Raw genomic sequence first — 12,853 nt, 5'->3', positions numbered from 1 at the left:
CTGCAGATATTCACATCCTCAACCTCTGAATAGAACTAGTCAAGACGGGGATGCGTCGGCACGGCCGTGCGAGGGATGTTTGGCTGGTCGCATGCGGGCGAACATGGAGAACACCGACGGGACGGGGGACACGGTGGCCTACGACGACGGCCGGACGGACGAGGTGGACGTGCACGCCGACGGACGGGCGGCCCGGCGGGACGCCGCGGTGCGGGCCGCCGTGGAGCAGGGGCTGCTCGACACCGACACCCCCCTGGTGGCCCTGCTCGACGTGACCGGCATCCGGGAGTCGGCGGCCGAGCTGCGGACGGCGTTCGAGGCGGTGACGGCGCCCGGCACGCCCGTGCTGCACGCCTTCGCGGTGAAGGCGAGCCCGCTGGTACCGGTGCTGCGGCTGCTGCGCGCGGAGGGCATCGGCGCGGAGGTGGCCAGCCCGGGTGAGCTGGCGCTGGCGCGGGCGGCGGGGGTGGAGCCGGAGCGTACGGTCCTCGACTCGCCCGCCAAGACACCCGCCGAGCTGCGGGAGGCGCTCGCGCTGGGCATCGCCGTCAACGCGGACAACCCGCAGGAGCTGGCCCGCCTCGACGCCCTGATGGCGGGATCCGGCTCCCGCTCCCCCGTCGGCATCCGGGTGAACCCGCAGGTCGGCGGCGGCTCCATCGAGGCGCTGTCCACGGCGACGGCGACCTCGAAGTTCGGGGTGGCGCTGCGCGACGAGGGCGCGCGGGAGTGGGTCGTACGGGCGTACCTGGACCGGCCGTGGCTGACCCGGCTGCACGCGCACACCGGCTCCCAGGGCATCGCGCTGACGATGATGGCGCGGGGGGTCGCTCAGACGTACGAACTGGCGGAGGAGATCAACCGGCGCGCGGGACGCCACCAGGTCGACACCGTCGACATCGGCGGCGGGCTGCCGGTGAACTTCGCCTCCGAGGCGAGCACACCGACGTACGGGCGGTACGCGCGGCTGCTGAGCGAGACGGTGCCGGGGCTGTTCGACGGGCGGTACGGGCTGGTCACCGAGTTCGGCCGGTCGCTGCTGGCCAAGCACGGCACGGTGGTCGCGCGCGTGGAGTACGCCAAGAGCGCGGGCGGGCGTCCGGTCGCGGTGACGCACGCGGGCGTGCAGGTGGCGACGCGGACGGTGTACGCGCCGGCGTCGTGGCCGCTGAGGATCGCCGCGTACGACGCGAAGGGGCGGCCCAAGGAGGGCCCGGCCATCGTGCAGGACGTGGCGGGACCGGCCTGCTTCGCGGGCGACCTGCTCGCCCAGGCTCAGTCACTGCCACTGCTGGAACAGGGCGACTACGCGGCGGCGCTGGACACGGGCGCGTACTACTTCGCCCACCACTACGCCTACAACTCACTCCCCCGCCCCGGCATCCACGGCTTCACCCCGGACGCCACGGGAGGCATCACCTTCGCAACGGTACGCACCCCCCAGACGATCGAAGAAATCGTGACCGAATCAGGCGCCGCCCACACCGACGCCCTGCTCCCCTAGACGCACAACTCCGCCGCACAGGTGCGCCCCTCCCAGGGGCGCGGGGCTGTGTCGACATACGGCTCCGCCGCGCGGGCGCGCCCGGCCCCGACGCACCCGCACGGAACCACAACCGCTCAAGCCGACACAGCAACCCGCCGACGGGAGCCGCCCGGCACCGCGTCACCCGCCGCGACACCAGTCGTCCGGTACCCCTTGACCACCTTGCCCGCAGGCCGCCCCGCCCCCGCGCGGAGCCAGTCGACGCGTACCCACAGCAGCACCTCGTCCGCCTGCTCCAGGCGCCCGATCCAGGCCGCCTTCAGCCGCAGCCCCACCCCGCACCCGGCGAGCAGCAGGCCACCGGCGGCGGGTACCACGAACGCCGTGCCCAGCGCGGCGACGAAGGCGAGCAGCAGCCACCAGCGGTGCCCGCGACGCCAGTTGCGGACGGTCACCGCCCGGTCCTGGAGCACGTCGTGCTTGCCCGCCCGGGCCGCCGCCCGGGCCAGCGCGCGATACCGTCCCCGCCGCCCGTACGCCACGACGGCCGCCGCCACGAGGAACAGCACGGCGCCCGCCAGTACACCGATCCGGCGCCCGGTCACCCCCGGCACCAGCACCCCGGTGCCCGCCGCGACCACTCCCGGCCACCACAGTGGTGCGGCCCCGGCCCGTACGACGACGGCCACCCGGGCCAGTCCCTGTCCTCCGCGCGTCACGTCCGGCCTCCCGTCCTCCGATGCCTGTGCATGTCCTGAGAGAGGCACGCTAGTGGCGCAAGGTGAGACGAGTCTGAGAACACGGGCGGACCACCCCCCGCCGTCACTCCCGTACCGTCAGTCCACGAACAGCCCGCGCGCCGCCGCCTTCGCGTCGAACTCCTCCAGCCGTGCCTGCGCGTCGGGCAGGTCGTCGCACATCGCCTCCAGCAGCACCCGGCCCAGCAGCATCGGCGCGCACGCCGTGTCGAAGGCCAGCCCGGTGCCGACGGCGGCGGGCAGCAGCAGGTCGGACACCTTGGCGACCGGCGCGAACGGGGAGTCGGCGACGGTGACCACGGTCAGCCCCGTCTCCTTGGCGTGGGCGAGGGCGTCGACGACCTCGCGGGGATGCCGGGGCAGCGCGAAGCACAGCAGGGCGCTCGCCCCGGCCCGCGCGGCGGCGTCGATCCGGTCGTGGAGCATCGTGCCGCCCTCGTTGAGCAGCCGTACGTCCGTGTGGACCTTGGCGGCGAAGTAGGCGAACCCGTGCGCCTGGGCCGCCGCCGCCCGCAGCCCCAGTACGGGCAGCGGCCGGCTCCCGGCCAGTACCCGGCCCGCCTGCCGCACCGGCCGGGGGTCGGCCAGCACCTCCGCCAGATGCCGCAGGTTCTCGATCTCGGCCTCGACGGCCTGCTGGTACTCGTTGTACGAGCCGGTCTCCGGCGCCGGTTCGGCGGGCGCGACCTCGCGCAGGTGCCGGCGCAGGGCGGGGTAGCCGTCGAAGCCGAGGGCGACGGCGAACCGGGTCACGGACGGCTGGCTGACCCCGGCCAGTTCGGCCAGCTCCACGCTGGACAGGAACGGCACGTCGGCGGCGCGCCGCACCATGCTGTGCGCGATGCGCCGCTGGGTCGGCGTCAGCCGGTGCCCCTCGAAGAGCGTCTGGAGACGCGCGGCAGGGCTCTCGGTGCCGCCACTCATGACCTGACTCCCCCTCGACGCCTCGACGCCTCGACCTATTCACCCATCGAAATTCCTGCATACCGTTATACAGGCGCATGCGGGGCCACGCCGACCGCACGCCGCGATGGGTGGAGATCGCATGCTGTGCCCGTTTCGGCGACAGATCCGGAACTCGACGATTTTGCTACGACGTCACCACATCCCGAACGGGCCGGATAGCGTAACTCATCGAACAACAGAGCGCCTTGGGGCGCAGGCGACCCATGTGGCACCCGACGGAGGACTGGTACAGGCGTGGACGCGCGAAGTCGTGGGCAGGCGGACGGAACCGACCCTGCCGACCAGTGGGTACTCAACCCGGAGACCGGCGAATACGAACTGCGGCTGAACGATTCGGCGGAGCAGCCGAAGACGCCCCGCCCCCGCAGCGCCCCGCGCCCCGGTTCCACCGCGCCCGCCCGCGTCCCCGGCCAGCGCGGCCGCCGTGCCGCACCGGCACCCGCACCGGCACCGGCACCGGAGGACACGCCCGGCCATGGCCGCCGCAAGCGCAAGCCGAAGCGGAGCGGCAAGAAGAAGGCGCTGATGTGGACGGGGGGCGTCCTCGGCCTGGTCCTCGTGAGCGGTTCAGCCTTCGCGTACTACTGGTACGACCGCCTCTCCGGCAACATCGACACCGTCGACATCGGTGACGTGGGCAGCGACGAGGCCGTGGCGGACGGGCCGTTCAACCTCCTGGTCATCGGCAACGACGTCCGCACCGGCGAGGGCAACGAGGCCTACGGCAACCGGGACAACGTCACCGGCCACGCCGACACCACGCTCCTCTTCCACATGTCCGAGGACCGCACCAACGCGACCGTGGTGAGCATCCCCCGCGACCTGATGATCAAGATCCCGGACTGCGAGTCCATACAGTCCGACGGTTCCACCAAGAAGATCCCCGGCTCGACGGTCCCCACCAAGTTCAACGAGTCCTACGGTGTGAACGGCCGCGATCCGGGCTGCACCATGCTCACCGTCGAGGAGATCACCGGCCTCGAGCTCGACCACTTCATGATGTTCGACTTCAACGCGGTCAAGACGCTGTCCACCGCGGTCGGCGGCGTCAAGGTGTGCCTGGACGAGCCCATCAAGGACCTGGACGGCGGCTCCGGACTCGATCTGCCGGCCGGGGAGAGAACCATCCAGGGCGAGGACGCGCTCTCCTTCCTCCGCAACCGGCACGGTCTGAAGAACGAGAGCGACCTGGACCGGATCGAGATGCAGCAGAAGTTCGTCGCGTCGATGCTCCGCCAGCTCAAGGAGGACACGCTGGACAGCCCGTCGAAGATGCTCGACGTCGCCGACGCGGCCACCAAGTCCCTCACCGTGGACAAGGGCATAGGCAGCCCCAGCAAGCTGCTCGCCCTCGCCAGGGAACTCGGCAAGATCGACCTGAAGAACATCACCCTGATGACCCTGCCGGTGGTCGACAACCCGGACGAGCCCAAGCCCGTCACCGTCGTACTGCACCCGAGCGAGGCCCCGAAGCTCTTCAGCATGCTGCAGAACGACGTCTCCCTCACCGAGGTGAAGAAGAAGGAGAAGGACGCCAAGGACAAGCAGGCCGAGCTGCTGGAGGGCACGCGGGCGGAGGCGTCCGAGGTCCGCGTCGACGTCCTCAACGGCGGCGGCCCGGACGGCGCCGCGCAGGCCACCCTGGCCTGGCTGCAGACCAGCCAGGACGTGGCCAGGTCCACCAACAAGGGCGACGCCCCGGCCGAGGTCGACAAGACCCGGCTGGAGTACGCCCCGAACCAGGCCGACCAGGCCCGCAAGCTCGCCGACCTGATGGGCCTGCCCGCCTCGGCCATGAAGCCCGGCACGAAGGACGCCGACGCGACGACCCCGATGACGCTCACCCTCGGCCCCGACTTCAAGAAGGCCGGCACCCCCATCGCCCTGCCGAAGAAGGTCGACGTGGAGCAGTCCCACGCCGACGAGAAGATGTGCAAGAAGTAGCGGCGCGGCGAACCCGAGACCGAGAGGGGGGTTACCCCCAGTGTCATCGGTCTCCCGCCTGCCTACCGTGGACCGCATGACCGGAATGGACGCGCGGGACACCGAGCTGAAGAAGGAACTCGACGCCTCCCTGCAGGCCCGCAGGGAGCTGGGCGAGGAGTACGAGTCCGCGCTGGTCGACTCGTTCCTGGAGAAGGTCGATCAGCGCATCGACGGCGTGGTGGAGCGCCGGGTGCGCCGGCAGTTCGCCGAGCAGCAGATGACGGTGGCCCGGGACTCCCGGTCGCCGCAGGCCACGGACTCCTGGGGCGAGCGCTTCGGCTTCGGCATCGTCTCGCTGGTCCTGGCGGTACCGCTGTCCGCGATCGGCGGGGGCGTGGCCGACCTGCCCGGACTGCTGGTCGCCTGGCTGGGCATCGTCGGCGTCAACGTCGTCCAGGCCGCACGGACCAATCCGGGCCTCTTCGGTCGCCGCAAGTCCTCCCAGGAGAGCGACTGGGAGGACTGAGGCCGCAGCGCAAGGCGATGCACAGCGACGACGGCCGCAACCATCGACTGGGCGACCACGACGGCGACCGACCACCTCCGCGAGAGCGGCGCCGGTTCAGGCGCAAAGGCGCGTGCGCGGGGACCGCCGCACCCCCGTCACCGGGGGGCGGGACGACGGCGGTCCCCGCGAGGGACGCGCGCCCGTTGAGGCAGGCTGCGCGTCCGAGGCGTCCATGGAGGTCCGGGAGCCGCTCCGGAGGTCCTTCGACGCCGTTCGGCCGCCGGCCGGAACGGGGAGCCGCTCCCGTTCCGCCGACACCCACCAATGTGCCGGACCCGTGTTAAGCGAGTGCTGCGCGGACGTGACACGCTCGTACCACTTCCGCGAAGTCCACGAAGATCACGAACGCGCCGGCGCCCGGCCGTTCACGGTCGGTTCACCGGCGGTCGGCCCGACGCCCCGTCACTTCCCGGTCTTGGCGAGGAAGGACAGCAGGTCCTGGCGGCTGACCACACCGGTCGGCTTGCCCTCGACGAGGACGATCGCCGCGTCCGCCTTGCCGAGCACGGCCATCAGGTCCGCGACGGGCTCACCTGAGCCGACCTGCGGCAGCGGCGCGGACATGTGCTTCTCCAGCGGGTCGTCCAGCGAGGCGCTCTTGCTGAACAGCGCGTCCAGCAGCTCCCGCTCCACCACCGAGCCGACGACCTCGGCGGCCATCACGTCCGGGTGACCGGCGCCCGGCTTGACCACCGGCATCTGCGAGACGCCGTACTCGCGCAGCACCTCGATGGCCTGGCCGATCGTCTCGTCGGGGTGCATGTGGACGAGGGAGGGGATGTGGCCGCCCTCCTTGTCGTCGAGGACGTCGCCGACGCGGGCGCTGGTGCCGGTGTCCTCCAGGAAGCCGTAGTCGGCCATCCACTCGTCGTTGAAGATCTTGCTGAGGTAGCCGCGGCCGCTGTCCGGCAGCAGGACGACGACCACGTCGTCCTCACCGAGCCGCGAGGCCACCTCCAGCGCCGCCACGACCGCCATGCCGCAGGAGCCGCCGACCAGCAGGCCCTCCTCCTTGGCGAGCCGGCGGGTCATCTGGAAGGAGTCCTTGTCGGAGACGGCGACGATCTCGTCCGCGACATCACGGTCGTACGCGGTCGGCCAGAAGTCCTCGCCGACGCCCTCCACCAGGTACGGCCGCCCGGAGCCGCCGGAGTACACCGAGCCCTCGGGGTCGGCGCCGATCACCTTCACGCCGCCGTCGCTGACCTCCTTCAGGTAGCGCCCGGTCCCGGAGATGGTGCCGCCGGTGCCGACGCCGGCCACGAAGTGGGTGATCCTGCCTTCCGTCTGCTCCCACAGTTCCGGGCCGGTGGAGTGGTAGTGGGAGAGCGGGTTGTGGGGGTTGGAGTACTGGTCCGGCTTCCAGGCCCCCGGCGTCTCACGCACCAGCCGGTCGGAGACGTTGTAGTAGGAGTCGGGGTGCTCGGGGTCCACGGCGGTCGGGCAGACGACGACCTCGGCGCCGTAGGCCCGCAGTACGTTGATCTTGTCCGTGGACACCTTGTCCGGGCAGACGAAGATGCACTTGTAGCCCTTCTGCTGGGCCACGATGGCGAGTCCGACCCCGGTGTTGCCGCTGGTCGGCTCGACGATGGTGCCGCCCGGCTCGAGCTCTCCGCTCTGCTCCGCCGCCTCGATCATGCGCAGGGCGATGCGGTCCTTCACGGAACCGCCCGGGTTGAAGTACTCCACCTTGGCCAGGACGGTCGCCCTGATGCCCTTGGTCACGCTGTTGAGCCGCACCAGCGGGGTGTTGCCGACGAGGCTGATCATCGAGTCGTGGAATTGCACCGTTGTCTCCGGATGCTGCAAAAGGGGTGGTCGTAGTGGTGCTGCCAGCCTAGGCCCTCACCGGTCCGAACCCGGCCGGGTCGTTCACTCGCTGTGGGGATTGGAGCACGGTCCGTACGGGGCAAGCACTGGGTGTGCGGGTTCGAGGAGGTGGCGGCGAGGGATGACGGGCTTGTCGAGGGCGAGGGTGGCCCGGCGGATCGCGGCCGGCGCGGCGTACGGCGGCGGGGGCATCGGGCTGGCCGGGGCGGCCGCCGTGGGGCTCCTGGTGGCCGAGGCCCAGCTGGCGCGGCGCCGGGTGGGCAACGGTACGACTCCTCACGTACCGAACGCGGACGGGCTGTACGGCGCGGCGTACACGGTGCCGGGCGAACCGGCGCTGCGGCTGACGATGCTGGGCGACTCCACGGCGGCCGGGCAGGGCGTGCACCGGGCCGGGCAGACGCCGGGCGCGCTGCTGGCGTCGGGGGTCGCGGCGATCGCGGAACGTCCGGTGGGGCTGAGTACGGTCGCGGTGCCCGGGGCCTGTTCCGACGATCTGGACCGGCAGGTGACGCGGGCGCTGGCGGATCCCTCCCGGGTGCCGGACATCTGCGTGATCATGGTCGGTGCCAACGACGTCACCCACCGGATGCCGCCCACCCGTTCCGTACGTCATCTGTCGTCGGCGGTACGGCGGCTGCGGACGGCCGGTGCGGAGGTGGTCGTCGGCACCTGCCCCGATCTCGGCTCGGTCGAGCCGGTGCGGCAGCCGCTGCGCTGGCTGGCCCGGCGGGCCTCGCGGCAGTTGGCGGCGGCGCAGACGATCGGGGCGGTCGAGCAGGGCGGGCGGACGGTGTCGCTGGGGGATCTGCTGGGGCCGGAGTTCGCGGCGAACCCGCGGGAGCTGTTCGGGCCGGACAGCTATCACCCCTCGGTGGAGGGGTACGCCACGGCCGCGATGGCGGTGCTGCCGACGGTGTGCGCGGCGCTGGGGCTGTGGCCGGCGGAGGAGGAGCGGCCGGACGCCGCGCGTCGGGAGGGGTTCCTGCCGGTGGCGCGGGCGGCGGCGGAGGCGGCGGCGGAGGCGGGTACGGAGGTCACCGCGGCGATGCCGGCGGGTTCACGGGGGCCGTGGGCCCTGCTGAAGCGCCGCCGGCGCCGGCGGGTCGCGGAAACAGAACCAGAACCTTCGACCCAACCGTCGTGACACCCGGCAGCCGCGGCGGTTGCGGCGCGGCTGTCCGCGGATGCGGTCTACCCAAGCAAGCGCTTAGACAGTTGCGGTCCATGTCACATGGCGTCACCCGTGACCCCGCCCATACGTCCGGGTAACTTCCCAAGAAGCCCCGCACCAACCAACCGGTATGCCCTCCCGTCACCCGACCACCACCCCTCGACGAGGCGCTACGCGCCGCCCTTACCCTCTGGAGCCGTGATGCCCGAAGCCGTGATCGTCTCTGCTGCCCGCTCCCCCATCGGCCGCGCCTTCAAGGGCTCCCTGAAGGACCTGCGCCCGGACGACCTGACCGCCACGATCATCCAGGCCGCCCTCGCCAAGGTCCCCGAGCTGGACCCGCGCGACATCGACGACCTGATGCTCGGCTGCGGCCTCCCCGGCGGCGAGCAGGGCAACAACCTCGGCCGTGTGGTCGCCGTACAGATGGGGATGGACCACCTCCCCGGCTGCACCATCACCCGCTACTGCTCCTCCTCGCTGCAGACCTCCCGCATGGCCCTGCACGCCATCAAGGCCGGCGAGGGCGACGTGTTCATCTCGGCCGGCGTCGAGACGGTCTCCCGCTTCGCCAAGGGCAACTCCGACAGCCTCCCGGACACCCGCAACCCGCTGTTCGCCGAGGCCGAGGCCCGTACCGCCGCCGTCGCCGAGTCGGAGGGCTCCACCTGGCACGACCCGCGCGAGGACGGCCTCGTCCCCGACCCGTACATCGCGATGGGCCAGACCGCCGAGAACCTGGCCCGCCTCAAGGGCGTCACCCGCCAGGACATGGACGAGTTCGGCGTCCGCTCGCAGAACCTCGCCGAGGAGGCCATCAAGAACGGCTTCTGGGAGCGCGAGATCACCCCGGTGACGCTCCCCGACGGCACGGTGGTCAGCAAGGACGACGGCCCCCGCGCGGGCGTCACCATGGAGGGCGTCCAGGGCCTCAAGCCGGTCTTCCGCCCGGACGGGCTGGTCACCGCCGGCAACTGCTGCCCGCTCAACGACGGCGCCGCCGCGCTGGTCATCATGAGCGACACCAAGGCCCGCGAGCTCGGCCTCACCCCGCTCGCCCGGATCGTCTCCACCGGCGTCTCCGGCCTCTCCCCCGAGATCATGGGTCTCGGCCCGGTGGAGGCGAGCAAGCAGGCGCTGGGCCGCGCCGGCCTCACCATCGACGACATCGACCTGGTCGAGATCAACGAGGCGTTCGCCGCGCAGGTGATCCCCTCCTACCGCGACCTCGGCATCCCGCTGGAGAAGCTGAACGTCAACGGCGGCGCCATCGCCGTCGGCCACCCCTTCGGCATGACCGGCGCCCGCATCACCGGCACGCTCATCAACTCCCTCCAGTTCCACGACAAGCAGTTCGGCCTGGAGACGATGTGCGTCGGCGGCGGCCAGGGCATGGCGATGGTCATCGAGCGCCTCAGCTGAACCCGTACCGCCGAACCCCGTAGCACGGGCGCACCGTAGCCGTCGCGGTACGTTCAGTGAAGCCATGGCCCGGGTCTCGGGAAACTCCGAGGCCCGGGCCTGTTCGTGATCCAATCTCCCCCAGGATGTGACCTATCTCCCCCGGCGCGGGGATTCACGCAGGTCAGGGCCGAGCCCCTCTCGGGTGCACCATCAAAGGCCTGTCCGTTTCGTGACGTTACGCACTGACAGATGGTTAGTCCACCCTTCAAGCTGATGTAGGAAGTCGGGGGTCGACTTTGAACCGGGAGTACGTCAGTGAGCGCCATGCCGATCGCCCTGCTGATCACCACGGCCGCCACCGGCGCCGTGGGCGTCGCTGTCCTGCGCAGCATCATGGTGCTGCGCCGACAGGTCGCGGCCCTGCACACCGCGCTGGCCGAGAACGGCGCCGCGACCACGCGCGCGCACGTTCCCCCCGCCCGCACGGCCGGCACCGACGAGATACGCGCCGCCGTGGCGGAGGCGCTCGCCGAGGAACGGGAGCGCGAGCTCGCCGAGGCGCGGGCCTTCTGGGCCGCCCAGGAGGCGCGTGACGCCTCCGACGCGCCCTCCCTGCTGGGTCTGGCGGACAGCGAGCTGTTCCTGCCCCGGCAGGCCGATTTCGTGGGTCTGGAGCCGGTGGGCGAGCCGGGCGCGGACGCCGAGGAGCACTCCGGGGACTCCCCGGAGCTGGCCGCGGCCCGCCGCCGTCACCCCTCGCACCCGGACTTCGTACCGAACCCCTCGCCGGTCGTGAACGACCACGAGCGCACGGTGACCACCCTGGAGGAGCTGGCCGCCGCCCGGACCGAGCTGACCGACGTCCGTCCGGGCCCGCTGGGCACCCTCGACGTCTACGTCTTCGCCGACGGGACGACGCTGTGCATGACGCCGGGCCACCGCGAGACCGCCGAGCGGCTGGCGGCGGCCCTCCGCTCGGGTGAGACCCCGTTCCTGCTGGGCGGTTCCGGCATCTCGGGGGCGTACACGCTGACGTTCTCCTGCGGCGAGGAGAACGTCTACATCCTGGCCGACCGCGTCATCGCGACCCTCTAGCTCCGGCCGGCTCCCGAACCGCCTACACCCCGGCGCGCTCGCGCGCCTCCTCCACCAGCCGTACGGCCTCCCCGACCTCGTCCTCGTTCTTCAGTACGAGCGCCAGGTCGTGGCCGGCGACGGTGATCTGGTCGGCGGCGGCGAACATGCCCGCGTCGGGCATCTCGCGGGGCTCGGTGCCCGGTTCCTCGACGAGCTGGGTGCGCCGCGCCAACTCCCTGGCCAGGGCGAGCGCCTCGGCCGCCCCGCCCCGTTGCAGCCTGCTCTGCGGCGCGGCCCGCAGACGGTCGGCGAAATGATCCACGGCACGGGTGAAGGGCGTCGTATCAACCACGCGGCGAGCGTACGCGGCGCGGCAGGACTGTTGCCAACGGGCGAACCCTCAGGCACGGTGACCTGAAGGACCGGCTTACATCCCCTGCGTCCGGAGGCGCCGATGTCCCACGTCCTCTCCGAGGAGACACACCGCAACATGCTCGCCCGTATCCCCCACTGCACCGGCCGTGAGATCTCCGACTGGCTGCGCACCGTCGAAGAAGGCCCGGCGCTCTTCCGCTTCGAGGAGAAGGTCAGCTGGCTCCGGCACGAGTACGACCTGGCGTACGGCCACGCCAAGGCGATCGTCCACGAGTACGACCTGCGAAGGGCCGCGCGCAAACTGCTGTAGCGCGTGCCGCCACGGCGAAGGGCCCCGGGTGAACCCGGGGCCCTTCGCCGTGCCACTGGACTGCTGGGATGTCAGTCGCTGCTGTTGAGGATCGAGATGAGCCGCAGGAACTCCATGTAGATCCACACCAGCGTCAGCGTGAGGCCGAAGGCGGCGAGCCAGGCCTCCTCGCGCGGGGCACCGTAGGCGATGCCGTCCTCGACCTGCTTGAAGTCCAGGGCGAGGAAGCAGGCACCGAGGATGATGCCGATGACGCCGAAGACGACGCCGAGCGCGCCGCTGCGGAAGCCGAGGCCGTCACCGCCGCCGAACACCGCGAACAGCAGGTTCACGGCCATCAGCAGGATGAAGCCGAGCGCGGCCGCCATCACGAAGCCGTAGAAGCGGCGGTTGACGCGGATCCAGCCGGCCTTGTAGGCCACCAGCACACCGGCGAAGACCGCCATGGTGCCGATCACGGCCTGCATGGCCGCGCCGTCGGCGATGCGGTTGTCGACGATGTTGGAGATGACGCCGAGGAAGACACCCTCGAACGCGGCGTACGTCAGGATCAGCGCCGGCGAGGCCTTGCGCTTGAAGGCCTGCACGAACGCCAGGACCATGCCGATCAGCGCGGCGCCGATGCCGATGCCGTAGGACCGGCTGATGTTGGCGTCGTCGACCGGCAGCAGCGCCCAGGAGAGCGCCGCGGTGACGATGAGCACGCCGAGCGTGGTGCCCGTGCGCATGACGACGTCGTCGATGGTCATCCGGCCGGTGGTGGCCGGCGCCTGCGGCGGCGCGCCGTACTGCAGGTCCTGCTGCGCGTAGGGGTTCTGGGCGTACGGATTGCCCGTCGTCGGCTGCGCGTACGGGTTGGCCTGCGTGGCGACAGCGGGACCCCCGGCCTGCGGCGCGGTGTTGAAGCCCGCGTAGCCGTTGTCGCGGCCGAACCCCCGTCGCGAGAAGACCGGGTTACTGCTCCTCATTTCACTCC

Annotated in this window: 12 protein-coding genes; 7 read left to right on the top strand and 5 right to left on the bottom strand. The window is 71.5% G+C overall.

The features are described 5' to 3' along the window. Positions 1 to 91 precede the first annotated feature (91 nt). The gene (locus AMK33_RS29965) at positions 92 to 1,504 is read left to right on the top strand and encodes a diaminopimelate decarboxylase (protein ID WP_073936113.1); all 1,413 of its coding nucleotides are present in this window, start codon (positions 92 to 94) and stop codon (positions 1,502 to 1,504) included. Positions 1,505 to 1,620: 116 nt separating this feature from the next. Here the strand turns inward: AMK33_RS29965 and AMK33_RS29960 are convergent, their stop codons facing one another. Both AMK33_RS29960 and AMK33_RS29955 read right to left on the bottom strand, forming a co-directional pair. Further along, positions 1,621 to 2,205, bottom strand: a complete 585-nt coding sequence (locus AMK33_RS29960) for a hypothetical protein (protein WP_073936112.1) — start codon at positions 2,203 to 2,205, stop codon at positions 1,621 to 1,623. Between the two features lie 117 nt (positions 2,206 to 2,322). Then, positions 2,323 to 3,168, bottom strand: a complete 846-nt coding sequence (locus AMK33_RS29955; RefSeq protein WP_073936111.1) for a MurR/RpiR family transcriptional regulator — start codon at positions 3,166 to 3,168, stop codon at positions 2,323 to 2,325. A 276-nt stretch (positions 3,169 to 3,444) separates the two neighbouring features. Between AMK33_RS29955 and AMK33_RS29950 the strand changes: the two genes are divergently transcribed. Beyond that, a complete protein-coding gene (locus AMK33_RS29950; RefSeq protein ID WP_073936110.1) occupies positions 3,445 to 5,154 on the top strand; it encodes an LCP family protein in 1,710 nt (569 codons plus the stop codon). Positions 5,155 to 5,239: 85 nt separating this feature from the next. After that, the gene (locus tag AMK33_RS29945; RefSeq protein ID WP_073936109.1) at positions 5,240 to 5,662 is read left to right on the top strand and encodes a hypothetical protein; all 423 of its coding nucleotides are present in this window, start codon (positions 5,240 to 5,242) and stop codon (positions 5,660 to 5,662) included. 444 nt (positions 5,663 to 6,106) lie between these two features. Here the strand turns inward: AMK33_RS29945 and AMK33_RS29940 are convergent, their stop codons facing one another. Continuing rightward, entirely contained in the window at positions 6,107 to 7,495 is a 1,389-nt protein-coding gene (locus AMK33_RS29940) for a cystathionine beta-synthase (RefSeq protein WP_073936108.1), read from the bottom strand. 163 nt (positions 7,496 to 7,658) lie between these two features. Between AMK33_RS29940 and AMK33_RS29935 the strand changes: the two genes are divergently transcribed. From AMK33_RS29935 to AMK33_RS29925, 3 genes are all read left to right on the top strand, one after another. Continuing rightward, on the top strand, positions 7,659 to 8,684 hold the full coding sequence (locus tag AMK33_RS29935) for an SGNH/GDSL hydrolase family protein (RefSeq protein WP_073936107.1): 1,026 nt from the start codon (positions 7,659 to 7,661) through the stop codon (positions 8,682 to 8,684). 228 nt (positions 8,685 to 8,912) lie between these two features. Next, positions 8,913 to 10,133, top strand: a complete 1,221-nt coding sequence (locus AMK33_RS29930) for an acetyl-CoA C-acetyltransferase (RefSeq protein WP_073936106.1) — start codon at positions 8,913 to 8,915, stop codon at positions 10,131 to 10,133. A 297-nt stretch (positions 10,134 to 10,430) separates the two neighbouring features. Further along, a complete protein-coding gene (locus AMK33_RS29925) occupies positions 10,431 to 11,210 on the top strand; it encodes a hypothetical protein (protein WP_073936105.1) in 780 nt (259 codons plus the stop codon). A gap of 22 nt (positions 11,211 to 11,232) precedes the next feature. Here AMK33_RS29925 and AMK33_RS29920 read toward each other — a convergent pair whose 3' ends face one another. Next, complete coding sequence (locus AMK33_RS29920) at positions 11,233 to 11,544, bottom strand: hypothetical protein (RefSeq protein ID WP_107425250.1); 312 nt, start codon at positions 11,542 to 11,544, stop codon at positions 11,233 to 11,235. Positions 11,545 to 11,646: 102 nt separating this feature from the next. Between AMK33_RS29920 and AMK33_RS29915 the strand changes: the two genes are divergently transcribed. Beyond that, positions 11,647 to 11,877, top strand: a complete 231-nt coding sequence (locus AMK33_RS29915; protein ID WP_030870003.1) for a DUF4287 domain-containing protein — start codon at positions 11,647 to 11,649, stop codon at positions 11,875 to 11,877. Positions 11,878 to 11,948: 71 nt separating this feature from the next. On the opposite strand, the gene AMK33_RS29910 is transcribed toward AMK33_RS29915, so the two are convergent. Further along, entirely contained in the window at positions 11,949 to 12,845 is an 897-nt protein-coding gene (locus AMK33_RS29910; RefSeq protein WP_073936103.1) for a Bax inhibitor-1/YccA family protein, read from the bottom strand. Between the last annotated feature and the right edge of the window lie 8 nt (positions 12,846 to 12,853).

It is taken from the genome of Streptomyces sp. CB02400 (assembly GCF_001905725.1).
Lineage (GTDB): Bacteria > Actinomycetota > Actinomycetes > Streptomycetales > Streptomycetaceae > Streptomyces > Streptomyces atrovirens.
This window is presented reverse-complemented; position numbering and strand designations above follow the sequence as displayed.

Excerpts from the sequence above, each read along its gene's own strand:
- AMK33_RS29965 (WP_073936113.1), top strand. The coding sequence starts at position 92 with ATGCGGGCGAACATGGAGAACACCGACGGGACGGGGGACACGGTGGCC.
- AMK33_RS29955 (WP_073936111.1), bottom strand. The coding sequence starts at position 3,168 with ATGAGTGGCGGCACCGAGAGCCCTGCCGCGCGTCTCCAGACGCTCTTC.
- AMK33_RS29945 (WP_073936109.1), top strand. The coding sequence starts at position 5,240 with ATGGACGCGCGGGACACCGAGCTGAAGAAGGAACTCGACGCCTCCCTG.
- AMK33_RS29935 (WP_073936107.1), top strand. The coding sequence starts at position 7,659 with ATGACGGGCTTGTCGAGGGCGAGGGTGGCCCGGCGGATCGCGGCCGGC.
- AMK33_RS29930 (WP_073936106.1), top strand. The coding sequence starts at position 8,913 with ATGCCCGAAGCCGTGATCGTCTCTGCTGCCCGCTCCCCCATCGGCCGC.
- AMK33_RS29915 (WP_030870003.1), top strand. The coding sequence starts at position 11,647 with ATGTCCCACGTCCTCTCCGAGGAGACACACCGCAACATGCTCGCCCGT.
- AMK33_RS29910 (WP_073936103.1), bottom strand. The coding sequence starts at position 12,845 with ATGAGGAGCAGTAACCCGGTCTTCTCGCGACGGGGGTTCGGCCGCGAC.